The sequence below is a fragment of the Streptomyces bullii genome, assembly GCF_042657145.1.
Classification (GTDB): Bacteria; Actinomycetota; Actinomycetes; order Streptomycetales; family Streptomycetaceae; genus Streptomyces; species Streptomyces bullii.
Map to the genome: position 1 here is coordinate 580,332 of NZ_JBHSNY010000004.1, position 25,501 is coordinate 605,832.

Here is a 25,501-nt window from a genome sequence, read left to right on the forward strand (position 1 = left end):
ACCCCGTTTCGCGCATTCGCGCCAGGCCACCGGACGTTCCCGCCGTCACCCCGGTTCACGCGATGGTGTGATCATGTCCCGCCTCGCGGATGGTGACGCGGACCCCCGGGTAGGGCCCGGCCATGACGCAGCCGTTCGAACTCCCGCACTTCTACGTGCCGCACCCTGCGCGGCTGAACCCGCACGTCGACGAGGCCCGCGCCCACTCGACCGCGTGGGCATGCGAGATGGGCATGCTGGAGGGTTCCGGGGTCTGGGAGCGGGCCGACCTCGACGCGCACGACTACGGCCTGCTGTGCGCCTACACCCATCCCGACTGCGACGGACCCTCGCTGTCCCTCATCACCGACTGGTACGTGTGGGTCTTCTTCTTCGACGACCACTTCCTGGAGATGTACAAACGCTCCCAGGACCGTGCCGGCGGCAAGGCCCACCTGGACCGGCTGCCCCTGTTCATGCCCCTGGACCTCGCGACTCCCGTGCCGGAGCCGCAGAACCCGGTCGAGAGGGGGCTGGCCGATCTGTGGGCCCGCACCGTCCCGGCGATGTCCGCGCACTGGCGCCGCCGCTTCGCCGTGGCCACCGAACACCTCCTCAACGAGTCCCTGTGGGAGCTGTCCAACATCAACGAGGGGCGGATCGCCAACCCCGTCGAGTACATCGAGATGCGCCGCAAGGTGGGCGGCGCCCCCTGGTCGGCGGGGCTCGTGGAGTACGCGACCGCCGAGGTGCCCGCTTCCGTCGCCGGGTCGCGGCCGCTCAGGGTGCTGATGGAGACGTTCTCCGACGCGGTGCACCTGCGCAACGACCTGTTCTCCTACCAGCGGGAGGTGGAGGACGAGGGCGAGAACAGCAACGGCGTGCTGGTCCTGGAGACCTTTTTCGGCTGCTCCACCCAGGAGGCCGCCGACACCGTCAACGACATCCTCACCTCGCGGCTCCACCAGTTCGAGCACACGGCGTTCACCGAAGTGCCCGCCCTGGCCGTGGACAAGGGCCTCCCCCCGCATGAGGTCGCGGCCGTGGCGGCGTACGCGAAGGGACTGCAGGACTGGCAGTCCGGCGGACACGAGTGGCACCTGCGCTCCAGCCGCTACATGAACGAGAACGCGCGCGGCACGAAGCCGTGGCCCGGTGCCGGTGCCGGTGCCGGTGTCGGCGGCCTGGGCGCGGCGGCCGACGTGCGCGCACTGCTCGCCTCGGCCGGCGCCGTCAGGACGCCTCCCCCACCTGCCGCGCAGTGGGGGAGGCTGCGCGCCTACACGCACGTGCCGTTCCAGAAGGTCGGCCCGTCCCGCATCCCCGACATCCGCATGCCGTTCCCCCTGGAGCTCAGCCCGCACCTGGACCGTGCCCGCCGGAACCTGACCGACTGGGCGCACCGGACGGGCATCCTCCGCGAGGGCGTCTGGGACGAGGACAAGCTCGCCGCCTACGACCTCGCGCTGTGCTCGGCGGGCCTCGACCCGGACGCCACCCCCGAGGCCCTCGACCTCAGCGCACAGTGGCTCGCCTGGGGCACCTACGGCGACGACTACTACCCGCTCGTCCACGGCCACCGCCGCGACCTGGCCGCCGCCCGGCTGACCACGGCACGCCTGTCGGACTGCATGCCCGTCGCCGGCGAGCGGCCCCCGGTGCCGGTCAACGGCATGGAGCGCGCCCTGACCGACCTGTGGGCGCGCACGACGGCGGGCATGACGCCCGGGCAGCGCCGCACGCTGAAGGACGCGGTGAACGTGATGACCGAGGCCTGGCTGTGGGAGCTGTCCAACCAGCTCCAGAACCGCGTGCCCGACCCGGTCGACTACCTGGAGATGCGCCGCCGGACCTTCGGCGCCGACCTCACCCTGAGTCTGTGCCGGATGGGCCACGGCCCGGCCGTCCCGCCCGAGGTGTACCGCAGCGGTCCGGTCCGCTCGCTGGAAAACGCCGCCGTCGACTTCGCGTGCCTGCTCAACGACGTCTTCTCGTACCAGAAGGAGATCGAGTACGAGGGCGAGATCCACAACGCGATCCTCGTCGTGCAGAACTTCTTCGGCTGCGACTATCCCACCGGTCTGGGCGTCGTCCACGACCTGATGAGCCAGCGCATGCGGCAGTTCGAGCACGTCGTCGAGCATGAACTGCCCGTGCTGTACGAGGACTTCGCGCTGTCGGAGGAGGCGCGCGCCGTGATGCGGGACTACGTGGTGGACCTGCGCAACTGGATGGCCGGCATCCTCAACTGGCACCGGGCCGTGGACCGTTACAAGCCCGAGTTCCTGGCTCGCCGTATCCACGGCTTCCTCCCGGACCGGCCGCCCACGCCGCCCGTCTCCAACCGGGCGGCCACACCCGTGTCGATTGCTTCCCTTCCCTGACCCCGCATCAGTCTCACTCGTTCGTGGCTCGTCATCCGCTGGTGCGCCGGGTAGAGCACCAGCCGGAGGCGATCATGGAACACAGCGTGTTGCGTCCGAAGCCGATGCCCGGTCAGAGCCGGGGCGGCACCAACACCGGCACGGGCATCATCACTGGCACCGGCGTCAGCACTGGCACCGGCGTCAGCACTGGCACCGGCGTCAGCACTGGCACCGGCGTCAGCACTGGCACCGGCGTCAGCACCGGCACCGGCGTGAGCACCGGTACTGGCACCGGCCCCGTTGAGCGCGGCCCGCACGCTGGAAGCCGCCCGAGTGCCGCGCGACGGCTCGGGCGGCGGCTGGCGGGCGTGTCGATGGCCGTGGCCGTCGGGCTGCTCCTGGTCCTGGTTGGGGCCGGTCTGGGCGCGATGGGGGCCACGGTGATCGGCAGCGGGCGTCTCGCCGAGCAGATGCGGCAGCCGGGGCACCCAGGGCAGCAGGGACAGCCGGAACCTCGGCAGCGGGAACAGCCGGGACAGCCGGAACGGCCGGAACGGTCTGACCAGCCTGAACAGCTGGGATGGCCGGAACAGTCGAGGCACCCGGGGCAGCCGGGCAGCCCGTCCGCCTCGGCGCGGACCGGCCTGTCACCGTCGGCCCTCCCGGCGCCCGCGACCGCCCGCGCGACCCTCGGCGTGGAGGTCGCGGACGCCCGCAAGCCGGGAGCCCTCGTCGTCGCGGTCCACATCCCCGGCCCGGGGTTCTCGGCCGGACTGGTCTTGGGCGACGTCCTCCTCGCCTTCGGAACCACCCGCGTCGACTCGGCCGCCGACCTCGCCCGCGCCGTCGCCGCCGCGCGCCCCGGTACGGAGACCACGCTGACGGTGCTGCACCGCAGCGGCGGCTACCAGCAGCTGACGGTCGTACCGGGCGTCGTCACGTGATCACCCGGAAGCGGCTGGTGAGCCGGCCCGCGACCTCCAGCACACGGAAGGCGAGTCCGGCCGGCGCGCCCCCGGTCCGCGACCCGTTCGCCCTCCCAGGGCGGCCGCGGCGTCTGGGTCACGCCGGGGCCGACCACCAGCGGACGGCCCGCGAACGACGTGGCGGCGGCGGTGTGCGCGTGACCGGTGACGACCCCGGCGGTTTCCTCCTCGCACACCGCCTGCGTTCCGTGGCCGGCGATGTCCCCGGTCGCCAGCAGCGCGTCGATCCGCCCCGGCAGCGCCGTCCGGCCCGCCGCCGGTGTCGGGCCCGTCGGCAGCCGCACAGCCGGTCACGCACCCGCTCGGCGCGCTCCGTAGCCCGCGGGGTGCCGTCCAGATGCGACGGTCGGGCCATCGGTTTCCGCTGTCGAAGATGTGCCGACCAAGACGGCCGACCGGCTCGCGTCGCCCCCGTCGGGCGGGCAGGATGCTGCCCGTAGTCCTTTCGCCGCTCTGGGAGGCCTGGATGACCGGCACCGCCCCCGCGCCCTTCACCGCCGACGACTACCGGGCCCGTATGGAGCGTGCCGCGCGGGCGGCCGCCGAGGCGGGGCTCGCCGGGCTGCTGGTGGCGCCCGGCCCGGACCTGGTGTGGCTCACCGGCTACACACCCACCGCCGTCACCGAACGCCTCACCCTGCTGTTCCTCGCCTCCGGACACGACCCCGTCCTCGTCGTCCCGACCCTGGAGGCCCCGGACGCCGAGCGGGCACCCGGCGCGCCCGCCCTGACGCTGCGCGACTGGACCGACGGCAAGGACCCCTACGCCGCCACGGCCGCCCTCCTGGACGGCTCGGGCCGCTACGGCATCAGCGACAACACCTGGGCCATGCACCTGCTGGGCCTGCAGAAGGCGCTGCCGGGAACCTCGTACGCCGCCCTCACCGAGGCCCTGCCGATGCTGCGCGCCGTCAAGGACGCGGCGGAACTGGACCTCCTCGCCGCCGCCGGAGCCGCCGCCGACCAGGCCTTCGAGGAGATCCGCAAGGTGCCCTACGCCGGCCGCCGGGAGTCCGACGTCGCCGCCGACCTGGCCGATCTGCTGCGACGCTTCGGGCACTCCCAGGTCGACTTCACGATCGTCGCCTCCGGCCCCAACGGCGCCAATCCGCACCACGAGGTGGGCGACCGGGTCATCGCCCGCGGCGACATGGTCGTCCTCGACTTCGGCGGGCTGAAGGACGGCTACGGCTCCGACACCTCCCGCACCGTCCACGTCGGCGAGCCCACCGACGAGGAACGCCGGGTCCACGCCCTCGTGCGCGAGGCGCAGGAGGCGGGATTCCGGGCGGTACGCCCCGGGGCGGCCTGCCAGGAGGTCGACCGGGCCGCCCGCGCGGTCATCGCGCGAGCCGGGTACGGCGAGTACTTCATCCACCGCACCGGGCACGGCATCGGCGTCACCACCCACGAACCGCCGTACATGATCGAGGGCGAGGAGCAGCCCCTCGTGCCCGGCATGTGCTTCTCCGTGGAACCCGGCGTCTACCTGCCCGGCCGCTTCGGCGTACGCATCGAGGACATCGTCACCGTGACCGAGGACGGCGGAAGGCGTTTGAACAACACCACCCGCGAGATGGTCATAGTGGAGTAGGCGGCCCCCGATGACCCCACCACGCCTCACGGACGACAACGGCGCGACCATGACCCAGGCACCGACACCCACCGCGGACACGGTCCGCCGACTGGTCCGTTCCCTGCTGCTCAAGGACGGCAAGGACGGCAAGGACGGCAAGGAGGGCACGGCCGGCAAGGAAGCCCAGGAGGCCGACGAAGGCAGGGCCGGCAAGTCCGGCACGGGCGCCCAGGGCGGCAAGGGCACCAAGGGGAGCAAGGGGGCCAAGGACGGCACGGGCCGCAAGGACGGCTCGGGCACCGCCGTCGCCCCCGACGTCCGACCCGTCGCCGAGGACGCCGGGCACGCGACGTGGTGGGTCGGCACCCGCCATGTGCTGCGCCTTGCCACCGACCGCGAGGCCACCACGCGCCAGCGCCGTGAACTGCGTCTGCGCGACCTGGTCCGCCCGCACGTCCCGGTCGCCGTGCCGACCAGCGTGGCGCACGGCGAATGGGCGCCCGGGCTGACCTACACGCTGGACACCAAGGTGCCCGGCGGCTCCGGCGAGCGGCACGACGTGTCCGCCGTCGGCGAGGCCGACCTGGCCGCACTGCTCACGGGCCTGCGCGAGGTACCCCTCCGGCAGGCCGAGACCCTCGGCGTGCCGCGCGTCGCCCCGCGCTCCCTGGAGGGGCTGCGGCGCACCGCGGGCCGCGCCGCCGAACGTCTCGCCGCGGCCGACGAGTTCGACCCCGCCCGCCTGCACCAGCTCACCCCGCCGGCCGCGATCCAGCTCGCCGCCCAGCCCGGCGCGACGGTCCTCGTGCACCACGCGCTGACCGGCGACCACCTCGTGGTCAGTGCCGACGGCCGGGTGCGGGGCGTCCTCGGCTGGGCCGACGCGGTGGTCGGCGACCCCGCCGAGGACATCGCGGGGCTCGCCCGCGCCGTCGGCTCCCCGGCCGCCGTCCGCGCGGCCACCCTCGCCGGCTACGGTGCCCGCCCCTGCCTGCGCGGCCTGTGGCTGGCCCGCTGCGACACCGTCGTCCACCTCGCCGAAGCCCTCGCGAACCAAGGTGCGGACGCCCTGCCCCTGCGCACCCAACTGCGCCGCGCCTGGGAACCCATCCTCCTGGAACGCGTGACGGACCTGCGCGGCACCGAGACGGACGACGGTCTGTAGCACGTCCTGCACGGGCGCGGACGGCCCCGGGGAAGCGGTACGGCGCCGCCTCCGGCCGCTCAGTCCAGGGCGAGCACGACGCCCGACTCCCCGGGCAGGTGCAGCACCCCGCCGGCGTCCGGGGCGTCTACGGGTTCCCATGCGGCGAGTACGCGCGCGTGGGGGTTGCCCAGCGGGATCGGGGCCGGTTCGGCGGCGAGGTTGACGGCCACGCAGACGTCCCCGCGCCGGAAGGCCAGCCAGCGCCGTTCCTCGTCGTAGGCGATCTTGGTGTCGGCGAGATCCGGGTCGGTGAGGTCCGGCTGTTCGTGGCGCAGCGCGATGAGCCGCCGGTACCAGGCCAGCACGCGCGCGTGGGGCTCGCGCTCCGGCTCGGACCAGTCCAGGCAGGAGCGGTCGCGGGTCGCCGGGGCCTGCGGGTCCGGGACGTCCTCCTCCTTCCAGCCGTGCGCGGCGAACTCACGCCGCCTGCCGCGCCGTACCGCCTCCCCGAGTTCGGGATCGGTGTGATCGGTGAAGAACTGCCAGGGCGTGCCCGCCGCCCACTCCTCGCCCATGAACAGCATCGGCGTGAACGGGGCCGTCAGGACCAGGGTGGCCGCGCAGGCCAGCAGTCCGGGGGAGACCAGGGCCGACAAACGGTCGCCCTGCGCGCGGTTGCCGACCTGGTCGTGGGTCTGGCTGTAGCCCAGCAGCCGGTGCGCGGCCACGCGCGCCCGGTCCAGCGGCCGCCCGTGGCACCGGCCCCGGAAACTGGAGTACGTGCCGTCGTGGAAGTAGCCACCGCTGAGCGTCTTGGCGAGCGCGGCGAACGGGGCGCGCGCGAAGTCCGCGTAGTAGCCCTGCGACTCACCGGTCAGCGCGGTGTGCAGCGCGTGGTGGAAGTCGTCGTTCCACTGCGCGTCCAGCCCGAAGCCGCCCTCCCCGCGCGCGGTGATCAGCCGCGGGTCGTTCAGGTCCGACTCGGCGATCAGGAACAGCGGCCGTCCCGCCTCGGCGGACAGCGCGTCCACCGCCGTCGACAGCTCCTCCAGGAAGTGGTACGCGCGCGTGTCCACCAGGGCGTGCACCGCGTCCAGGCGCAGCCCGTCGATCCGGTAGTCGCGCAGCCAGGCCAGCGCGCTGCCGATCAGGTACGCGCGCACCTCGTCCGAGCCGGGCGCGTCCAGGTTGACCGCGGCGCCCCAGGGCGTCTGGTGGGCGTCCGTGAGGTAGGGCCCGAAGACGGGCAGGTAGTTGCCGGACGGCCCGAAGTGGTTGTGCACCACGTCGAGCACCACCCCGAGACCCAGCTCATGGGCCCGGTCGACGAAGCGTTTCAGCCCCTCGGGTCCGCCGTACGGCTCGTGCACCGCCCACAGCGACACCCCCTCGTACCCCCAGCCGTGCCGGCCGGGGAAGGGGCAGACGGGCATCAACTCGACGTGCGTGACGCCCAGTTCGGTGAGGTGGCCGAGGCGCTCGGCGGCCGCGTCGAAGGTGCCCTCCGGCGTGTACGTGCCCACGTGCAGCTCGTACAGCACCGCACCGGGCAGCGGCCGCCCGGGCCACTCGGACCGCCACGCGTACCGTCCGTGGTCGACGACCGCGCTCAGCCCGTCCGGGCCGTCCGGCTGGCGGCGCGAGCACGGATCGGGCAGCACCGGTCCGTCGTCCAGCGCGAAACCGTACCGGGAGCCGTCGTGCGCCTCGGCCTCCCCCCGCCACCACCCCGCCCGCTCGGGATCGCGCTCCAACGCACGGGTGACGCCGTCGCACTGGAGCGTCACACGGCCGGCCTGTGGTGCCCACACCTCGAACTGCACGGACGGTTCCCCTTCGTCTGCTCACCGTGATGTAGCCCGTCCATGGTGCGTCAAACGCGATCAATCCGCTTTCGGATTCTCCCTTTTGCGGCAGTGTCGCGGCAGGCGGCGCAGAGCGCCTCGGCAGGTGAGGGCAACGTCGCGGCAGGTGACGGGAGGCTCGTCGCGGCCGGTGGTGCCGGGCCCGCGCGCGTGGTCGCCGTTTTCCCCTTTTCTGGACACCCGGGGTTCACTGACCGACAATCACGAGCGTGACGTCGTCCTTCGAGTTCAACACGTACCCCGCGCGGCTGTCCGACGTGGAGCGCGACAAGGCGCTGAAGGTGCTCCGGGACGGCGTCGCCATGGGTCGGCTGTCCCATGACACGTTCGTCCGCCGCATGGAGCTGGCGCTGGCCGCGCGCCGCGCGGACGAGCTCGCCGCGCTCACCGCCGACCTGCCCACGGAGGGCCGTTTCTCGCGCGCGGTGTTCGGCACCGTCGAGGCGATCTCCGGCTTCACCGTACGGCTGCGCAGGGCCTGGCAGGCCGAGCGGCTGCCCAAGCTGCTGCTGCCCCACCCGGCGAACGGTCACCCCCTGCGCATAGGCCGCGACCCCGCCAACGGGCTGCGTCTCACCCACGAGACGGTCTCCCGTGTGCACGCCGAACTCCGCCACCAGGGCGGCCTGTGGGTGCTGCGGGACCTCGGCTCCACCAACGGCACGACGGTCAACGGGCGGCGGGTCGTCGGCGCGGCCGTCGTCCGCGAGGGCGACCAGGTGGGTTTCGGCCGGATGACGTTCCGGCTCGCCGCGCACTGAGTCGGACCTTAGCCGTGGCCTGGGGTTTACGCGATGTGGCGGTGATCCGGTGGCTGGAATGCCTTTGCCTGCCGCGGTGTTGACGTACCACCGAACTCGTGACTGACTGTGCGTACTTCATGCACATCAAGTGAACCGACGGCGTCGCATCGTGGAGGTGTGCCCTGCCGCCCCTCCTGCGTTACCCGACCGTCGACGAGCTGGGGGCCCGGGCCGCCGCCCTCGTCGCCCGCCATCCCCGCGACGCCCGGCTGCGCCGGGTCGGCACCTCGCGCGCGGGCACCCCGATGTGGCTGCTGTCCGTCGGCCACGGCAGCCGCCAGGCCCTCGTCGTCGCCGGACCGCACGCCAACGAACCCGTGGGCGGAGCCACCGTGCTCCGCCTGGCCGAGCGGGCCCTGGCCGACCGCCGGCTCACCGAGGGCGCCGACGCCACCTGGAACCTGCTGCTGTGCCTCGACCCCGACGGCCTGCGCCGCAACGAAGGCTGGCTGACCGGCCCGTACACCCTCGGCCGCTACTTCCGGAACTTCTTCCGGCCCGGTTTCCTGGAACAGCCCGAATGGCTGCCCGACGGCGCGGCCGCCGCCGCCCTGCCCGAGACCCGTGCCCTGCTCGTCCTCCAGGACGAACTGAAGCCCTTCCTCCAGTGCTCCCTGCACGGCGTCGACGTCGGCGGCGGATTCGTCGAACTCACCCATGACCTGCCCGGCCTCGACCGGCGCCTGGCGCACACCGCGGCCCGCCTCGGCATCCCGCGCGAGCTCGGCGCGTACGACGCCCTGTACTGGCCCGGCCTGGGACCCGCCGTCTACCGGATCCCGCCGCCGCGCCGGGGCGACCTGGCCGCGGCCATAACGGAGGCCGCCGTCGAGTCGACGTGGTTCCACCCGCACCGGCACGGCACCGTCACGGCGGTCGTGGAGGCTCCCATGTGGGGCGTGGCGGCCGTGGCGGACGGCTCGCCGCCCACCGACCGGGACGGGGTGCTGCGCGCCGTCAGCCGCACGCTGCGCCAGGACACCGGGGTCCTGCGGCGCCTTCTGGCCCGGCTCAGGCCGCACCTCGCCGCCGTGCCCGACGCGGCGCGCCTGCTCGCACCGGTCGACGACTATTTACTGGTCTGCCCCGGCCTGGCCGACGCGTGGGACCCCGACACCGGCGACGGTCCCGCGCACCCTCTGCCGCCGCTGAGCACCGCCCACCTGGCCGCCCTGCGCATCGCCGGACGGCGGCTGGCCCTGCGGACGGCGGGGCTGCTGCACCAGCTCGTCACGCACGCCGGCCACGACCCGGTCGGCGCGCTGCCCGAACTGGACCGGCTCATCGACGCCTGGTGCGCCGACTACCGCGACGGCTGCGGGGCCCGCTGGATCCCTGTCGCACGCCAGGCCGAGTACCAGGTCCGGGTCGTGCTCGCCGCCTTCGAGCTGGCCGCGCGGCACACGCGCGCGTGCTCCCGTTCGGGTGAGCCGGGGTGGGGTTCCGGGGCCGCCGTGCCGATGCATCGGGAATGACCCACACTTCAGCGAAAGCGGTACGGGGCGGTCTGCTGGCGGCGGCCGCCCTGATCGTCGTCTGCACCACTCCCGCGCAGGCGACCGTCCCGGAGCGGGCCGCGGGCAACTGGCTCTACCTCACGGTCACCCGGGGCGCGACCCCCTCCGCCGCCCCGCACGGCACCCTGCTGCTGTGCGACCCGCCCAGCGGGCACACGCGCGCGGCCGACGCCTGCGCCGAGCTCGACGCGGCGGACGGCGACATCGGAGGCATCCCGTCGAAGGACGGCATGTGCCCGATGGTCTACGCGCCGGTGACCGCGCACGCGCGCGGGCAGTGGAGGGGACGGCCCGTCACATACACGGAGACGTTTCCGAACGAGTGCGTCATGGCGGCGCGCACCGGAGCCGTGTTCACACTGGACGCCCCGGAGCCCACCGCCACCTGAGCCTCTGAGCCGGGCGGCTGACGGGCCAGGGCCCCAGCGCGGACCCGCCGGGGGCCATGACACCGACTTGACGAAGGTGCCACGCACCGGCCCGCTGCCGACGCGGCCGGCCAGGAGCCCGCCCGTCCGCCCCGGAATCACCCCGGTTCTCCCTCCCCGGCCCGCTCCAGCAGAGCCACCGGCAGCCGCCCGAACAGCTCCTCCACCCGCGCGTGCCCTGTGAACTGCCGCCCGGGATCCAGGACGTCGGCCCACCGCCCCGGCGGCAGCGGCAGCCGGGTCTCCCGCCAGCCCCCGGCCTGCGCCAGCCGCAGCGACAGCCGTGTCACGGCCGTGAGCACCTGCCCGGAGCGCACGAACGCCACGCAGTGCGCCGCCGCCGGCCCCTCGGCGGTCAGCGGCGCGTACGTCGCCGCCTCGCCGAACACGTCGGGCCGCCGCGCGCGCAGCGCCAGCGCCGCCCGCGTCACCGCTTCCTTGTCCGCAGACGTCGCCCCGGACGCTTCTGGAGGAAAGCGCACGGCGCGCCGGTTGTCCGGGTCCACCAGCGCCCGGTACTCGGCCTCGGTGCCCTGGTAGACGTCCGGGACGCCCGGCATCGTCAGGTGCACCAGGGCCGCCCCCAGGACGTTGGCCCGGATGTGCGGCTCCAGCGAGTCGCGGAGGGCAGCCACCCGCTCACCCGGCCCCCCGCACGGCCCCGCCGCAACGAACCGCGCCACCGCCTCCTCGTACGGCGGTTCCTGCTCGGTCCAGCTGGTGTACATCCCCGCCTCGCGCACGTGCTTGAGCAGCGCCCCCTGCACGCGCTCCTCGTCCGCCGGGCCCAGCCCGAACACCGTCTGCCAGGCGGCCCACGCCAGCTGCGCGTCCGGTACGCCCTCACCCGTGCGGGTCACCTCCGCCAGGACGTCCGCCCAGCGGTCCGGGCACTCGGTGAGCACGTGCAGGGCCGCCCGCACGTCGCCGCTGCGCTTGGTGTCGTGCGTGGAGATGACCGTCCCCGTGGCCGGCCAGTCGCGCTGCACGCGCGCGCAGTACGCGTGGAACTCCTCCGGGGCCACGGCGGGACGGCCCGGTTCGCCGCCCACCTCGGTCGCCGACAGCAGCGGCACGTAGCGGTAGAAGGCCGTGTCCTCCACGGACTTGGCCCGCAGCGCCGACGCCGTCTGCGCGAACCGCGTCCGGAACTCCACGTGCGCGGGCCCGTCACCGTACCGGCCGAGCACCAGATCCCGTACGACGTCCACCGCCGCGGCCTCCTCGGGCACGACGAAGGCGAGCCGGGCCTCGGCCGCCGCCTCCTGCGTGACGACCGACGCGGCGTCGACGGACGCGTAGGGCCGGTAGACCTCCAGCCGTACCAGGAGCTCCTGCAGCGCGGTGCGCAGCGCCCAGGGCGCCCGGTCGCGCAGGGCGGGCTCCGGCGAGGTGACGCACAGCCGGCTCGCCACCCGGGTCAGCCGGTCCACCTCGGTGGCCAGCTCGTGCGTCAGCACCTTGTACGCGGCCCGTCGCACCGTCGCCGCCCACTCGCCGCCGCGGTCCGTCTGCGGGGCCGCGAAGCGCCGGTACTGGCCCAGCAGCTCCCCGAGGCCCGCCGGGTCCAGGAACAGCCCGTCGACGTGCCGCAGGGCGTCGTAGCCGGTGGTGCCGGCGACCGGCCAGGAGGCGGGCAGGTGCTCACCGTCGGACAGGATCTTCTCCACGACCGTCCAGCGGCCACCGGTCGCCTCGTGCAGCCGCTGGAGATAGCCGTCCGGGTCGGCGAGTCCGTCGGGATGGTCGACCCGCAGCCCGTCGACCACGCCCTCGTGCAGCAGCCGCAGGAGCGTGGCGTGGGTGGCCTCGAAGACCTCCGGGTCCTCCACCCGCACCCCGATGAGCTCGGAGATGCTGAAGAACCGCCGGTAGTTGAGCTCGGTGCGGGCCAGCCGCCACCACACCGGGCGGTACCACTGCGCGTCCAGCAGCTGCGGCAGCGGCAGGTCCTCGGTGCCCTCGCGCAGCGGGAAGGCGTGGTCGTAGTAGCGCAGCACGTTGCCGTCGACCCGCAGCTCGTCGATCACCTCGCCCAGCGGCCCACCGAGCACCGGCAGCAGCACCTGGCCGTCCTGCGCCTCCCAGTCGATGTCGAACCACCGCGCGTACGGCGACTTCGGGCCTTCCCGCAGCACCTCCCACAGGGCGCGGTTGTGCCGCGGGGCCATGGCCATGTGGTTCGGGACGATGTCCACCACCAGGCCGAGGCCGTGCTCCCGCGCGGTGCGCGCCAGCGCCCGCAGCCCCTCCTCGCCGCCCAGCTCCTCACGCACGCGCGCGTGGTCCACGACGTCGTAGCCGTGCAGCGAGCCCGGCACGGCCTCCAGGACGGGGGACAGGTGCAGATGCGAGACCCCGAGCGAGGCCAGGTACGGCACCACCGCCGCCGCGGCCCCGAAGGGGAACTCGGGCTGCAACTGCAGCCGGTACGTGGCCGTGGGCACCGCCGGGTCAGGTCGCTCAGGTGTCATGCAGACGTACGTACCCGCCCCGCCGCTTTTCGTGTCATCGCCCGTCGCCGGTGCGCGGCGTGTCGCCCGGACGAGTGGCCTTCCGGCCGCCACGGGGGCGACCGGAGGCCGCGAGTGGACCCTCCTGGCCGAGAACCTCCCACGCGCGCGTGCTCACGGGCTCCACGCGCGCATGCCCGACGGAAGCGGCACGCGCGCGTGCCCCCCCCCGCGCCCGTCGCACCCTCCTAAACGGGCCGCTGCAACACCGTCAGGCTGCGGTCGGCCAGGGTCAGCCGGTCCCCGGCCTGCACCTTCGGGCCGGTGCCCGGCGGCACCCCGTCCGCACGGGCCGTGTCCACCACCACCTGCCACTGCCGGCCGTGGTCCACCGGCACCACGAACTCCAGCGGCTTCGGCGAGGCGTTGAACATCAGCAGGAAGGAGTCGTCGGTGATGCGCTCCCCGCGCGGGCCGGGCTCGGAGATCGCGTTGCCGTTGAGGAACACCGTCAGTGCCGACGCCTGCGCCGAGTCCCAGTCCCGCTGGGTCATCTCCCGGCCTTCCGGGGTGAACCAGGCGATGTCCGACAGGTCGTCGTGGGTGCCCTCCACGGGCCGGCCGTGGAAGAAGCGCCGCCTGCGGAAGACCGGATGGTCCCGGCGCAGCCACACCATCGCGCGTGTGAAGGCCAGCAGGCTCTCACGGAAGTCGTCCTCGGCCTCCCGGCCCTCCTCGGGCCACTCGACCCAGGCCAGCTCGTTGTCCTGGCAGTAGGCGTTGTTGTTGCCGCGCTGGGTGCGTGCGAACTCGTCGCCGTGGCTGATCATGGGCACGCCCTGGGACAGCATCAGCGTCGCGATGAAGTTCCGCATCTGCCGGGCGCGCAGCCGCAGCACGTCCGGGTCGTCGGTCTCTCCCTCGGCGCCGCAGTTCCAGGACCGGTTGTGGCTCTCGCCGTCCCGGTTGTCCTCGCCGTTGGCCGCGTTGTGCTTCTCGTTGTAGGACACCAGGTCGTGCAGCGTGAAGCCGTCGTGGCAGGTCACGAAGTTGATCGAGGCCAGCGGGCGCCGTCCGTCGTCCTGGTACAGGTCGGAGGAGCCGGTCAGCCGCGAGGCGAACTCCGCCAGGGTGCGCGGCTCGCCCCGCCACAGGTCGCGCACGGTGTCCCGGTACTTGCCGTTCCACTCGGTCCACAGCGGCGGGAAATTGCCCACCTGGTAGCCGCCCTCGCCGACGTCCCACGGTTCGGCGATCAGCTTCACCTGGGACACCACCGGGTCCTGCTGCACCAGGTCGAAGAACGACGACAGCCGGTCCACCTCGTGGAACTGCCGTGCCAGCGTCGCCGCCAGGTCGAAGCGGAACCCGTCGACGTGCATCTCGGTGACCCAGTACCGCAGCGAGTCCATGATCAGCTGGAGCACGTGCGGGGACCGCATGAGCAGGGAGTTCCCGGTCCCTGTCGTGTCCATGTAGTAGCGGGGGTCGTCCGCCAGCCGGTAGTAGCGCGGGTTGTCGAGGCCCTTGAAGGACAGCGTCGGGCCCAGGTGGTTGCCCTCGGCGGTGTGGTTGTAGACCACGTCGAGGATCACCTCGATGCCCGCCTCGTGCAGGGCCTTGACCGCCGACTTGAACTCCAGGACCTGCTGTCCGCGGTCGCCCCAGGACGCGTAGGCGTTGTGCGGGGCGAAGAAGCCGATCGTGTTGTAGCCCCAGTAGTTGTTCAGGCCCATGTCCACCAGGCGGTGGTCGTTCACGAACTGGTGCACCGGCATCAGCTCCAGCGCCGTGACCCCGAGCTCGGTCAGGTGCTCGATGATCGCCGGGTGCGCGAGCGCCGCGTACGTGCCGCGCAGCTCCTCCGGCAGCCCCGGGTGCCGCATGGTGAGGCCCTTGACGTGCGCCTCGTAGATCACCGTGTGGTGGTAATCGATGCGCGGCAGCCGGTCGTCCCCCCAGTCGAAGTACGGATTGACCACGACCGACGTCATCGTGTGCGGCGCCGAGTCCAGGTCGTTGCGCCGGTCGGGCGCGTCGAAGTGGTAGCCGTACACCTCCTCCCCCCAGCGGACCGACCCGCTGATCGCACGCGCGTACGGGTCGAGCAGCAGCTTCGCCGAGTTGCACCGCAGCCCGCGTTCGGGTGCGTACGGGCCGTGCACACGGAAGCCGTACCGCTGCCCCGGCATGATGCCGGGCACGTACGCGTGCCGCACGAACGCGTCGCTCTCCCGCAGCTCGATCGCGGTCTCCGAGCCGTCGTCGTGCAGCAGACACAGCTCTACTCGGTCCGCGGCCTCCGTGAAGACCGCGAAGTTCGTTCCGGCGCCGTCGTACGTGGCACCGAGTGGATACGCCTCTCCAGGCCAGACCTGCATGGACACGACTCTTTCAGGTGTGCGCCGCCGGTGGGGACGCCTTGGCCCCGAGTGTCCCCGAAAGTGAGGGAACCACCTATGACTTACATCCCTCTTACCGAGTGACCAGTGCATACGCGGTATGCGCGAACCACAGGGGCAGACACATACTCCCGGGGCCATTGGGGGAGTAGGGGGAAGATGTGCGCACGATAGTGCATCGTCATCTCGGCAAGGTGGTGGCCGGTGCGGCCATCGCCGTCGCCGGAACCGCCGTCATGGTGGGGATCACCCTGCCGGGCACGGCGGGAGCCGATGACACGGGGAGGACGGGCGGCCAGACCTCACAGCGGGCCGCTCAGCAGGCAGAGCAAGGGGAGGAGCCGGGCCAGGGCCAGGTCGCGCCGGGCGTCGTCGAGCAGGCACCCGAGCAGGGCGAGCGGGGCACGGGCCGCGATCCGCTGACCGACGACGAGATCGAGCGGGTCGAGAAGATCGCCGTGAACCGGCAGCTGTTCAACGCGAGCGAGAACGTCGACGGGGGCCGCGGACCGCAGCGTCTCGGCGTCGACCTCGCCGAGCCGGACGCCGACGAACTCGACGGCGCGGACGCGCCCCGGCGCGCCGAGGTGACGTTCTACGACTACAAGGACGACGCCCTCGTCACCAGGACCGTGAACCTCGACACCGGAAAGGTCGAGGGGACGACCACCCGGCGCGGCGTCCAGCCGTCGCCGAGCCGCGCCGAGATCCGCGAGGCCGTCGCGCTGCTGATCGCCGACCCGCTGGGCGCGGGCCTGAAGGCGGACTACCGGGACGCCACCGGCAAGGAGCTCACCTCGCCGGACCAGCTGCAGGCCACCGGCGGGGTGTACCGGGCCGCCCCCGGCGCCCAGCCGGCCGTCCTCGACCAGTGCGGCGGGCACCGCTGTGTGCGGCTGTTCACGAAGGTCAGGAACGGGCCCTGGATCGACGCCCAGGACCTGGTGATCGACCTGAGCGCCCGCAAGGTCGCCGCGCTCGGCCGCTGAGCCGCCCTCTCGTCCACGTTTCCCACCCGAACCTCCTGTAAGGGAGTCACCCAAGCATGCGCTCGAACAGATTCAGCCGCGCCCGCACGCGGACGGCGGTGGGCCTGGCCCTGGCCGCGCTGGCCGCCGGCGCGACGACCGGCACGGGACCCGCCGTCGCCCAGCCGAAGGCCGCGCCCGCGCCGGCCGCCGACTGCAGCGCGGCCTACCGCATCGAGCAGAAGCTCACCGGCGGCACGACCTGGCGGATGTGCTGGCGCTACGACCCCAAGGCCGGGCTCGTCCTGGAGCACATCTCCTACCAGCCCAAGGGCGAGCCGAAGCCGATCAAGGTCCTCACCAGCGGCCGGCTCAGCCAGATCCACGTCCCCTACGACGACGGCCAGCGCGAGTACCACGACCTCACGGACGAGCGCTTCGCCCAGGGACTGGTGAACCTGTCGCCGGCCGAGTGCCCCGGCGGCACCATCAAGACGATCAAGGTCCGGGACGCCGACTGGTCCGACAGCCCGGACATCAAGGGCCTGTGCACCACCACGCGCGCGCGTGGCCACGCGTACCGCATGCAGTCCGAGCAGGACTACAGCAAGCGCTACCAGGCCCAGGGCAAGGACCTGCTGCTCTACACCGTCAACAAGGTCGGCTGGTACGAGTACATCACCGAGTGGCGTTTCCAGGACGACGGCGCCCTCACCATGAACGTGGGCGCCACCGGCAGCCTCTCGCCCTGGGACTACGCCGCGAGCGACGGCCAGGGCTGGCCCATCGGCAAGGGCGCCCGGGCCAAGGCAACCAGCCACAGCCACAACGTCTTCTGGCGGCTCAACTTCGCCCTCGACGGCTCCTCCAAGAACCGGATCGAGCAGTACGACTCGAAGGTCAGCCCGCCCGCCTCCGGCCAGGAGGCCCCGACCAACAGGACCACCCGCACGAAGATCACCAAGGAACTCGCGGGCGACGCGAAGAACATGCGCTGGTGGCGCGTGGTCAGCGCCACCGGCAAGAACAAGGACGGGCACGCGCGGTCGTACGAGATCGTGCCCGGCGCCACCAGCAAGTACCCCGGGCGCGGTTTCACCAAGCACGACGTCTACTTCACCGAGTACGACAAGTGCGAGCTGTTCGCCAGCCACAACCCCCGCTGCGGGACCGACCACCCGGGCTCCCTCGACAAGTGGGTGAACGGGCAGGCCCTCAAGCGCCCCGTGGTGTGGGTGAACATCGGTTTCCACCACATCGCGCGCGACGAGGACCAGCAGCCCATGCCCGTCCACTGGCAGGGCTTCTCCCTCGTGCCCCGCGACGTCACCGCTATGAATCCGCTCACTCCCAAGGAGCTGGCGGACCAGAACGGCCGCCTGGACGGCGAAGGTTGAGAACAAGCCTGTCCATCGGGCTGCACCGCGCACCGCTCCCGGAGTACCCTTCCTTGATCGTTGGGACGGTGGGTGCTCGGGGGAGCGGAAGGCGGTGCGCGGGTGGGCTCGGGAGGGCTGGAGCTGCCCCCTGGTGACGAGGGTCACGAGGGGAACTCCACAGACGTCCCGCCCGGTGCCGTGTCCCTGGCGCGGCCGATGGACGCGGGCTCGATCGGTCCGGAACTGGACTGGGACGCCGACGCCTGGCGCGAGGTGCGCACCCGCGCCCAGCGGGCCGGCCGGGCCTACATCTGGCTGAACCTCGTCGAACAGCGGCTGCGCGCGGTCGTGGCCGCCGTTCTGCGCCCGATCTACGAACCGGTCCACGGCGACGACTGGGTCGTCGCCGCGGCCGGACCCGCCGGGCAGGAGTGGGTGCAGCGCGCGGTCGCGGTCCGCGAGGTCAGCCGCCGCAAGGGCTATCTGCTCGACCCGGCCGACGACAACGTCCTCAGCTTCCTCACCCTGCCGCAGCTGCGGGAGCTGATGGTGCAGCACTGGCCGTGCTTCGAGCCGTACTTCGACGACCGCCGGGACGTCGAGCTAGCGCTGGACGAGCTGGAGGTCACCCGGAACGTCGTCTCCCGCAACCGCGCCCTGTCCGAGGCGGTCCTCGCCCAGGCCGAGCGGGCCTCGGCACGGCTGCTGGAGATGCTCGGCGCGGGCGGCGACGTGCCCTCGGCGCGCCGGCTGCCCGTCGACGCGGTCGAGGACCTGATCGGCGACCGGTACGCCGACGTCGTGGCCGTCCACCCCGACCGGGTGCGGCTGCTGCGCCAGTTCCCGGCCGAGGACATCTTCGGCGGCGCCCGGCGCCTCGACGCCCTCGGCATCGGGCTCAACCTGCTCGTGCAGAACTTCTCCGGCCGGCGCCTGGTGCGTCTGGCCCAGTCCGGCTGCCGGGTGCGGCTGCTGTTCCTGAACCCGGCCTCCAGCGCGGTCAAGCGGCGCGAGCGTGAACTCGGCATCAAACGCGGTGAACTCGGCCGCGCGGTCGAGATGAACATCCTGCACATGCGCCGGGTGCGCGCCGCGCTGCGCGACCCGGGCGCCTTCGAGATCCAGGTCTACGACGAGACGCCCCGCTTCACCGCCTACCTCGTCGACGGCGACGGCGCGGACGGCATAGCGGTCGTGCAGAACTACCTGCGCCGCACGCGGGGCATGGAGGCGCCGGTGCTCGTTCTGCGGAACGGGAGCAAACTCGTCAAGTCGGGCGAGGTCGATGAAGGCGGTCTCTTCCCCACCTATCGCGAGGAGTTCGAGGTGATGTGGGCGGATTCGCGTCCGGTGTCGTGAACTGTCCCCTGTCATCCGGTGGTTCCGGCGGCTGAGCGGAACGTGGTCCTCTGATTGTCAGTGGCTCGTGGGAAGGTGGAGACCACTGGGGGAACGCACCACCGAGAAGGGGGGCCGCCATGGGCTGGCACCGGGAGCTGCTGATCGGCTTCGACCTGGAGACGACGGGGACCGACCCGCGCGAGGCACGCATCGTCACGGGCGCCGTGATCGAGGTCAGGGGCGGGGAGCCGATGGGGCGCCGCGAGTGGCTCGCCGACCCGGGCGTGCCCATCCCGGCGGATGCGGTGGCCGTGCACGGCGTGAGCAACGAGCGGGCGACCGCGGAGGGCCGCCCGGCCGACGAGGTGGCCGACGCCATCGCCGGCGTCCTCGTCGCCTACTGGAAGACGGGCGTGCCGGTCGTCGCCTACAACGCGGCCTTCGACCTGACCCTGCTCTCCGCCGAACTGCGCCGGTACGGACTGCCGTCCCTGCGCGACCGGCTGGGCGGCGCCGACCTCGCCCCGGTCATCGACCCGTACACGATCGACCGCTCCGTCGACCGCTACCGGCGGGGCAAGCGCAACCTGGAGGCGGTCTGCGCGGAGTACGGCGTCGCCCTCGACTCCGCCCACGACGCCACGGCCGACGCCCTCGCGGCGGCCCTGCTGGCCTGCGCGATAGCCGGCCGCCACCCCAAGATCGCGGCCCTCGGCCCGGCGGAACTGCACCGCCGCCAGATCGAGTGGTACGCCGAGTGGGCGGCGGACTTCCAGAGCTTCCTGCGCCGCAAGGGCGAGGCGGAGGCGGTGGTGGACGGGGCGTGGCCGGTGCGGGAGCTGACGGACGAACGGGTCTGACGGCCGACCTTCGCTGCCGCGCGGGCACCGGTGATTCCGGCCCCGCGACGGGCTGTGCGACCCACCGGCCCCGTGCGGCGGCCCCGCGCGGCACGTCGGGAGCCCTCCGGTCACCCGCCCCTCAGAACGGATACCAGCGCACCGTCTCGTCCCCGTCCCGAAGCGACGCCACCCGCCGCTCGAACTCGGCCAGTGCCTTGGGGTTGCTCGGCGCGTGCTGGGCCACCCACGCACAGCTGGCCGTCTCCCGGGCGCCGCGCAGCACCGAGCACCCCTCCCACTCCCGCACGTCCCAGCCGTAGGTCCGCGTGAAGGACGCGTACGCCTCCTCCGGCAGCCCGTAGCGGACGCGGGAGAGGTCCATGACGACCAGGTCGTGCTCGCGCAGGTCGGCGGAGAAGGTCTCCAGGTCGACCAGGACCGGCCCGTCCGGGCCGACGTGCACATTGCGGGGCAGCGCGTCGCCGTGGATCGGCCCCGGCGGCAGACGGGGCGTCAGCGCGGCCGCGGCCGACGCGAACCCGTCGCGGCGCTCGCGCAGGTACGCCGCGTCCGCGGGGTCGATCGCGTCGCCCGCGAGGCGCAGCCAGCGTTCCACGCCGCCCAGCAGATCGCGGGGCGGCAGCTCGACGGCAGGGGTGGGCAGTGCGTGGACGACCCGTAGGAGTTCGGCCAAATCCCGGGCTTCGGCCGGCCGTACCGGATCGGGCAGCCGGTACCACACGGTCACCGGGTGGCCCTCGACCAGCAGCGCCTCGGGTTCTGCGGCCCGCACTGCCGGCACACCGGCCTCGGCGAGCCACAGCGCGATGGCCAGCTCCCGCCGCGCGCGGTCCAGGAGTTCGGCGTCGCGGCCCACCTTGACGACCAGGTCACCGGCGGCGAACACCGCGTTCTCGCCCAGGGCGAGCAGCCGCGCGCCCCGTGCCGCGCCGGGCAGCACCCCCGCCGCGGCCAGTACGTACCGCGCCCGTGCCTCGTCCATCCGTCCGCCTCCGTGTCCGTACTCGTCCGTCCGCGCGTGGCCTCGCGCGCTCCCCTCCGCCCGCACGCTCCGCCGTCGGCCGGGCCCGGATGGGGCACCCGGCCGCCGCCGGGTTCCGGCCATCCGCCCGTCAGTGTCGCATTCGCACAGGTCGGACCGTGTGCGCGGTGCCTTGACGCGGCACACCGCCTTCACGACCATGACGTGGCCACCCGAGCCGTGCAAAGGGGCTGATTCCGTGACATCGGTGACCGAGGTGAGGAGACCGGCCCGCCGCTCGCCCGGCCCGGACCGGCCCAGGCCGCCCGTCGACCACGGCGCCTGGTTCCTGGTGCTGCCCGCCCTGATCCCCATCCTCGTCCTGAGTGTCGGACCACTGCTGTACGGGATCCTGCTGGCGTTCACCGACGCCCAGTCGGGCCGTACCGAGCCCACGGAGTGGATCGGCGGGCTCAACTTCCGGGACCTGCTGCACGACACGCTGTTCTGGGAGTCGTTCCGGGTCGGGATGGTGTGGGCGGTCGGCGTGACAGTGCCCCAGTTCCTGCTCGCGCTCGGCCTCGCCCTGCTGCTCAACCAGGACTTACGCCTGCGCTGGGCGGCCCGCGCGCTGGCGATCGTCCCGTGGGCCATGCCGGAGGTCGTGGTCGGCGTCATGTGGCGGCTCGTCTACAACCCGGACGCGGGCATCCTCAACGAGACCCTGCGCGACCTGGGTCTCGGCGGCGGCCGGGACTGGCTCAGCGGTCTGGCGACCGCCCTGCCCGCCGTGATCGTGGTCGGCGTCTGGGCGGGGATGCCCCAGACGACGGTCGCGCTGCTCGCCGGACTCCAGAACACCCCCCGCGAACTCCACGAGGCCGCCTCGGTCGACGGCGCCGGAGCCTGGCGCCGCTTCCGCACGGTCACCTGGCCCGCCATCCGGCCCGTCGCCCTGGCGGTCACCGCGCTCAACCTGATCTGGAACTTCAACTCCTTCGCCCTGGTCTACGTCCTGACCAGCGGCGGTCCCGGCGGCCGCACCCGCCTGCCGATGCTGTTCGCCTACGAAGAGGCCTTCCGCTACGGGCAGTTCGGGTACGCGGCGGCGATGGGCTGCGTGATGGTCGCCGTGATTTCGATCATGCTGGCCGTCTTTCTCGCCGGCCGTCTCAGGGGAGGTGACGAGGCGTGAGGACCGCTGTGAGGACCGCCGTGAGGAGCAGCGGTGTGCGGAGCGGTCCGGCCGCCCGCGCCGGCCAGTACGCCGCGCTGCTCGCGTATCTCGTCTTCCTCGCCTTCCCGTTCCTGTGGCTGCTGTCCACCGCGTTCAAACCGCCGCGGGAACTGGGCAGCCCGCACCCCACCTGGATCCCGCGGGACCCCACCCTGGCCAACTTCCGACAGGCCTTCGACGAGCAGCCGCTGCTGCACGCCGCGCTCAACTCCCTGCTGGCCGCGCTCGGCGCGGCGGTGATCGCCGTCCTGGTCGCGACCCCGACGGCATACGTCATGGCGCGGCGCCGCGGCCCACTCGCCAGAGCGGCGACCGGGTGGGTGGTGGTCAGCCAGGCGTTCCCGTTCGTACTGGTGATCATCCCGCTGTTCCTCGTCCTGAAGAACCTGCGGATGATCGACTCGGTGCCCGGACTGGTGATGGTCTACGTGGTGTGGGCACTGCCGTTCGCGCTGTGGATGCTCGCCGGGTACGTCCGTGCCGTACCGCCCGAGCTGGAGGAGGCGGCGGCGGTCGACGGGGCCGGGCGGCTGCGGACGCTGGTGTCGGTGACCGCGCCGCTGCTCGCGCCGGGGATCGTGGCGACGGCGCTGTTCGCGTTCATCACCGCCTGGAACGAGTTCTTCTTCGCGCTCGTCCTGCTGAAGACACCGGAGAAGCAGACCTTGCCGGTCGTGCTCACCCACTTCATCGGCGCCGAGGGCGTCGCCGATCTCGGACCCCTCGCGGCAGCCGCGTTCCTGGCGACGCTGCCCTCGCTGGTCGTCTTCGCGGTCATCCAACGGAGGATCACGGGCGGCATGCTCGCCGGGGCGGTGAAGAGCTGATGCGTACGAGGCTGCCGGCGGCCCTGACCGCCGTCGTCCTGCTGCTGCTCGCGGGCTGCTCGTCCGGCGGGACGCGCGACGACGGCCGGATCACCCTGCGTTTCCAGTCGCTGGCCTGGCAGGAGGAGTCCGTCGAGGCCACCGAGGAACTGGTGCGGGAGTGGAACGCCGCCCACCCGACGGTCCGTGTCGAGTACGTCCAGGGCAGCTGGGACAGCGTCCACGACCAGCTCCTCACCGCCTTCGAGGGCGGTGAGGCACCCGACATCATCCACGACGCCTCCGACGACCTCGCGGACTTCGCCTACGGCGGCCACCTCGCCGATCTGACCGGCCTGCTGCCCGAGCGGCTCAGGGCCGACATCCCGGCGCGCAGTTGGGAGACGACCACCTTCGGGGACGGCGTCTACGGCGTGCCGTTCCTCCAGGAACCGCGGGTGCTGATCGCCAACGCCACCTGGCTGAAGCGGTCGGGTGTGCGGATACCGACGCCCGAACGGCCCTGGAGCTGGGCGGACTTCCGGCAGGTGACGAGAGAGCTCAGCGGCGACGGGAGGTACGGCGTCGCCTGGCCGCTCAAGGAGCCCGTCTCCGCCACGCTCAACCTCTCCCTGTCCGCGGGCGGCCGGCTCTTCCACCGGGGCACGGACGGCAAGGTGACCGTCCGCCTCGAAGCGGCCGACGAGGTGGTGCCGCGCACCATCCACGACCAGGTCACCACCGACCGCAGCGCCTCGCCCACCACCCTGGGCAGCGGTGGCTCGGACACCCTGCCCGGATTCTTCGGCGGCCGGTACGCCATGGTGCCGCTCGGCTTCTCCTACCGCCAGCAGATCGTGCAGCAGGCGCCGAAGGGCTTCGCCTGGCAGGTGCTGCCCGCCCCGGCCGGCGCGGGCGGGCTCACCCAGGGCGTCAGCCCGCAGACGCTGTCCATCGCCGAGGACTGCCCGCACAAGAAGGAAGCCGCCGCCTTCCTCGACTTCCTGCTCCGGCCGCGGAACATGGTCCGCCTCGCCCTCGGCGACTGGATGCTGCCCACCGGCACCCGGGCCTTGAAGGATCCGGCCCTGCGCACGGCCGAGCACGGCTGGGCCACCGGCAGCGCCCTCGCGGCCCACCTCCGCCCGGCACCCGCACAGACCGTGCGGGGCTACCCCGAGTGGAAGGACAAGGTGGCGACTCCGGCGCTGCAGGAGTACTACAGCGGGGCGATCGGCCTCGGCGCACTGCGCGAACGGCTGGAGGGGGACGGAAACCTGGTGCTCGCCCGCTACCAGCGCTGAAGGCCCTGGTACCCGGTCCGGGCGGAAAACCAGTTGTCCGCCCGGACCGGCCCGCCTAACGTGCTGCCCGTGGGAGCCTTCAACGCGATCTACATCTGCGGCCACGGCCGGGGCTGCACGTACGCCAACCGCATGCGCAGCGGCCCCGGAGCCCTGACCGGCCCGGGGAGCCACGCCCGCTGACGGCACCGCCGCAGGGGCGCCCTCTTCTGTCACGTACGCCGTGAACGAGGCGCGCGGTCGACGCGTGTCCGCTCGGTGTGCCGTTCCCCTCTGTCTTCCGGTCGGGGCCTTCGTCTGCCCGTCACGCCCCTCACGGAAGACAAGGACCGCAGGCCATGGCCCGCACCACCCGGCGCTCCCGCGCGCTCTCGCAGAACTTCCTCGCCGACCGCGCCGCCGCCCACCGCTTCGCCCGACTCGCCGTCCCGCACGACCGGCCGGCGCCCCTGCTGCTCGAAGTGGGCGCCGGAAAAGGGGCGTTGACCGACACGCTCGCCCCGCGCTGCCGCGAACTGCTCGCGTACGAGATCGATCCACGGCTCGTGCCCGTCCTGCGCAGCCGCTTCTCCGGCACGTCCCACGTCCGCGTCGTCGGAGGGGACTTCCTCGCCGCCCGGCCGCCGCGCACCCCCTTCTGCGTCGCCGGGAACGTGCCGTTCTCGCGCACCGCGGCCGTCGTCGACTGGTGCCTGCGCGCACCCGCCCTCACCGACGCCACCCTGCTCACCCAGCTCGAGTACGCCCGCAAACGCACCGGGGACTACGGCAGTTGGACCCAGCTGACGGTACGGACCTGGCCCCGCTGCACCTGGCGGCTGGCCGGGCGGGTCGGCCGGTACAGCTTCCGGCCGGTGCCGAACGTCGACGCCGGCGTGCTGCGCATCGAGCGCCGCCGCACACCGCTGCTGGACGCCGCCGCCGAGGAGAGCTGGCGGCGCCTCGTGGAGCTCGGCTTCTCCGGGGTCGGCGGCTCGCTGCACGCCTCCCTGCGCCGGGCCCATGCGAGGCGGCGGGTGGACGCGGCGTTCCGCGCCGCGCACCTGGACCCGGGTGTGCTCGTGGGGCAGGTGGCGCCGGGGCGGTGGCTGGTGCTCCACGAGGTGCTGACGTCGTAGGA

The 25,501-nt window shown here is 73.0% G+C and carries 19 protein-coding genes; 15 read left to right on the plus strand and 4 right to left on the minus strand.

Annotated features, from left to right (window positions below; all coding sequences use genetic code 11):
• The first annotated feature begins 122 nt into the window (after positions 1 to 122).
• The 4 genes from cyc2 (at position 123) to ACFPZJ_RS14105 (ending at position 6,072) form a co-directional block, all read left to right on the plus strand.
• Complete coding sequence (gene cyc2, locus ACFPZJ_RS14090; RefSeq protein WP_381021100.1) at positions 123 to 2,363, plus strand: germacradienol/geosmin synthase Cyc2; 2,241 nt, start codon at positions 123 to 125, stop codon at positions 2,361 to 2,363.
• Positions 2,364 to 2,719: 356 nt separating this feature from the next.
• Positions 2,720 to 3,289, plus strand: a complete 570-nt coding sequence (locus ACFPZJ_RS14095; RefSeq protein ID WP_381021312.1) for a PDZ domain-containing protein — start codon at positions 2,720 to 2,722, stop codon at positions 3,287 to 3,289.
• A 508-nt stretch (positions 3,290 to 3,797) separates the two neighbouring features.
• Positions 3,798 to 4,925, plus strand: a complete 1,128-nt coding sequence (locus tag ACFPZJ_RS14100) for an aminopeptidase P family protein (protein ID WP_381021101.1) — start codon at positions 3,798 to 3,800, stop codon at positions 4,923 to 4,925.
• 49 nt (positions 4,926 to 4,974) lie between these two features.
• Complete coding sequence (locus ACFPZJ_RS14105) at positions 4,975 to 6,072, plus strand: aminoglycoside phosphotransferase family protein (RefSeq protein WP_381021314.1); 1,098 nt, start codon at positions 4,975 to 4,977, stop codon at positions 6,070 to 6,072.
• A 59-nt stretch (positions 6,073 to 6,131) separates the two neighbouring features.
• On the opposite strand, the gene treZ is transcribed toward ACFPZJ_RS14105, so the two are convergent.
• Positions 6,132 to 7,877, minus strand: a complete 1,746-nt coding sequence (gene treZ, locus ACFPZJ_RS14110) for a malto-oligosyltrehalose trehalohydrolase (RefSeq protein WP_381021103.1) — start codon at positions 7,875 to 7,877, stop codon at positions 6,132 to 6,134.
• A gap of 251 nt (positions 7,878 to 8,128) precedes the next feature.
• Between treZ and ACFPZJ_RS14115 the strand changes: the two genes are divergently transcribed.
• From ACFPZJ_RS14115 to ACFPZJ_RS14125, 3 genes are all read left to right on the plus strand, one after another.
• On the plus strand, positions 8,129 to 8,680 hold the full coding sequence (locus tag ACFPZJ_RS14115; protein ID WP_381021104.1) for an FHA domain-containing protein: 552 nt from the start codon (positions 8,129 to 8,131) through the stop codon (positions 8,678 to 8,680).
• Between the two features lie 164 nt (positions 8,681 to 8,844).
• Positions 8,845 to 10,197 carry a M14 family zinc carboxypeptidase gene (locus ACFPZJ_RS14120; protein ID WP_381021315.1) on the plus strand — a complete coding sequence of 451 codons (1,353 nt, stop codon included), beginning with the start codon at positions 8,845 to 8,847 and terminating at the stop codon, positions 10,195 to 10,197.
• Positions 10,194 to 10,628: an SSI family serine proteinase inhibitor gene (locus ACFPZJ_RS14125; RefSeq protein WP_381021105.1), complete on the plus strand. Its 435-nt coding sequence runs from the start codon at positions 10,194 to 10,196 to the stop codon at positions 10,626 to 10,628. Before ACFPZJ_RS14120 ends, ACFPZJ_RS14125 begins: the two co-directional genes overlap by 4 nt.
• A gap of 137 nt (positions 10,629 to 10,765) precedes the next feature.
• Here ACFPZJ_RS14125 and treY read toward each other — a convergent pair whose 3' ends face one another.
• Both treY and glgX read right to left on the minus strand, forming a co-directional pair.
• Complete coding sequence (gene treY / locus ACFPZJ_RS14130; protein ID WP_381021107.1) at positions 10,766 to 13,141, minus strand: malto-oligosyltrehalose synthase; 2,376 nt, start codon at positions 13,139 to 13,141, stop codon at positions 10,766 to 10,768.
• A gap of 227 nt (positions 13,142 to 13,368) precedes the next feature.
• Positions 13,369 to 15,501 (minus strand): glycogen debranching protein GlgX, encoded by a 2,133-nt coding sequence (gene glgX, locus ACFPZJ_RS14135; RefSeq protein WP_381021108.1) that lies wholly within the window; start codon positions 15,499 to 15,501, stop codon positions 13,369 to 13,371.
• 182 nt (positions 15,502 to 15,683) lie between these two features.
• Here glgX and ACFPZJ_RS14140 point away from each other — a divergent pair, with 182 nt between their 5' ends.
• From ACFPZJ_RS14140 to ACFPZJ_RS14155, 4 genes are all read left to right on the plus strand, one after another.
• Positions 15,684 to 16,511 carry a Tat pathway signal sequence domain protein gene (locus tag ACFPZJ_RS14140; RefSeq protein ID WP_381021110.1) on the plus strand — a complete coding sequence of 276 codons (828 nt, stop codon included), beginning with the start codon at positions 15,684 to 15,686 and terminating at the stop codon, positions 16,509 to 16,511.
• Positions 16,512 to 16,567: 56 nt separating this feature from the next.
• Positions 16,568 to 17,887, plus strand: coding sequence for a copper amine oxidase (locus tag ACFPZJ_RS14145; protein WP_381021111.1), 1,320 nt, complete (start codon positions 16,568 to 16,570; stop codon positions 17,885 to 17,887).
• 102 nt (positions 17,888 to 17,989) lie between these two features.
• A complete protein-coding gene (locus tag ACFPZJ_RS14150) occupies positions 17,990 to 19,228 on the plus strand; it encodes an SAV2148 family HEPN domain-containing protein (protein WP_381021112.1) in 1,239 nt (412 codons plus the stop codon).
• Positions 19,229 to 19,347: 119 nt separating this feature from the next.
• The gene (locus ACFPZJ_RS14155; protein WP_381021113.1) at positions 19,348 to 20,070 is read left to right on the plus strand and encodes a 3'-5' exonuclease; all 723 of its coding nucleotides are present in this window, start codon (positions 19,348 to 19,350) and stop codon (positions 20,068 to 20,070) included.
• Positions 20,071 to 20,191: 121 nt separating this feature from the next.
• On the opposite strand, the gene ACFPZJ_RS14160 is transcribed toward ACFPZJ_RS14155, so the two are convergent.
• Positions 20,192 to 21,055, minus strand: a complete 864-nt coding sequence (locus ACFPZJ_RS14160) for a phosphotransferase enzyme family protein (protein WP_381021114.1) — start codon at positions 21,053 to 21,055, stop codon at positions 20,192 to 20,194.
• Between the two features lie 199 nt (positions 21,056 to 21,254).
• Between ACFPZJ_RS14160 and ACFPZJ_RS14165 the strand changes: the two genes are divergently transcribed.
• From ACFPZJ_RS14165 to erm, 4 genes are all read left to right on the plus strand, one after another.
• Entirely contained in the window at positions 21,255 to 22,229 is a 975-nt protein-coding gene (locus ACFPZJ_RS14165; protein WP_381021116.1) for a carbohydrate ABC transporter permease, read from the plus strand.
• 35 nt (positions 22,230 to 22,264) lie between these two features.
• Positions 22,265 to 23,098: a carbohydrate ABC transporter permease gene (locus tag ACFPZJ_RS14170; RefSeq protein ID WP_381021118.1), complete on the plus strand. Its 834-nt coding sequence runs from the start codon at positions 22,265 to 22,267 to the stop codon at positions 23,096 to 23,098.
• A complete protein-coding gene (locus tag ACFPZJ_RS14175; RefSeq protein ID WP_381021120.1) occupies positions 23,098 to 24,381 on the plus strand; it encodes an ABC transporter substrate-binding protein in 1,284 nt (427 codons plus the stop codon). The genes ACFPZJ_RS14170 and ACFPZJ_RS14175 overlap by 1 nt, the downstream gene beginning before the upstream one ends.
• Before the next feature lie 338 nt (positions 24,382 to 24,719).
• Positions 24,720 to 25,499: an ErmE/ErmH/ErmO/ErmR family 23S rRNA (adenine(2058)-N(6))-methyltransferase gene (erm, locus tag ACFPZJ_RS14180; protein WP_381021122.1), complete on the plus strand. Its 780-nt coding sequence runs from the start codon at positions 24,720 to 24,722 to the stop codon at positions 25,497 to 25,499.
• The last annotated feature ends 2 nt before the right edge of the window (positions 25,500 to 25,501 follow it).

Coding starts and splice junctions, on each gene's coding strand:
- cyc2 (WP_381021100.1), top strand. CDS start 123: ATGACGCAGCCGTTCGAACTCCCGCACTTCTACGTGCCGCACCCTGCG.
- ACFPZJ_RS14095 (WP_381021312.1), top strand. CDS start 2,720: ATGGCCGTGGCCGTCGGGCTGCTCCTGGTCCTGGTTGGGGCCGGTCTG.
- ACFPZJ_RS14100 (WP_381021101.1), top strand. CDS start 3,798: ATGACCGGCACCGCCCCCGCGCCCTTCACCGCCGACGACTACCGGGCC.
- ACFPZJ_RS14105 (WP_381021314.1), top strand. CDS start 4,975: ATGACCCAGGCACCGACACCCACCGCGGACACGGTCCGCCGACTGGTC.
- ACFPZJ_RS14125 (WP_381021105.1), top strand. CDS start 10,194: ATGACCCACACTTCAGCGAAAGCGGTACGGGGCGGTCTGCTGGCGGCG.
- treY (WP_381021107.1), bottom strand. CDS start 13,141: ATGACACCTGAGCGACCTGACCCGGCGGTGCCCACGGCCACGTACCGG.
- glgX (WP_381021108.1), bottom strand. CDS start 15,501: ATGCAGGTCTGGCCTGGAGAGGCGTATCCACTCGGTGCCACGTACGAC.
- ACFPZJ_RS14145 (WP_381021111.1), top strand. CDS start 16,568: ATGCGCTCGAACAGATTCAGCCGCGCCCGCACGCGGACGGCGGTGGGC.
- ACFPZJ_RS14155 (WP_381021113.1), top strand. CDS start 19,348: ATGGGCTGGCACCGGGAGCTGCTGATCGGCTTCGACCTGGAGACGACG.
- ACFPZJ_RS14160 (WP_381021114.1), bottom strand. CDS start 21,055: ATGGACGAGGCACGGGCGCGGTACGTACTGGCCGCGGCGGGGGTGCTG.
- ACFPZJ_RS14165 (WP_381021116.1), top strand. CDS start 21,255: ATGACGTGGCCACCCGAGCCGTGCAAAGGGGCTGATTCCGTGACATCG.
- ACFPZJ_RS14175 (WP_381021120.1), top strand. CDS start 23,098: ATGCGTACGAGGCTGCCGGCGGCCCTGACCGCCGTCGTCCTGCTGCTG.
- erm (WP_381021122.1), top strand. CDS start 24,720: ATGGCCCGCACCACCCGGCGCTCCCGCGCGCTCTCGCAGAACTTCCTC.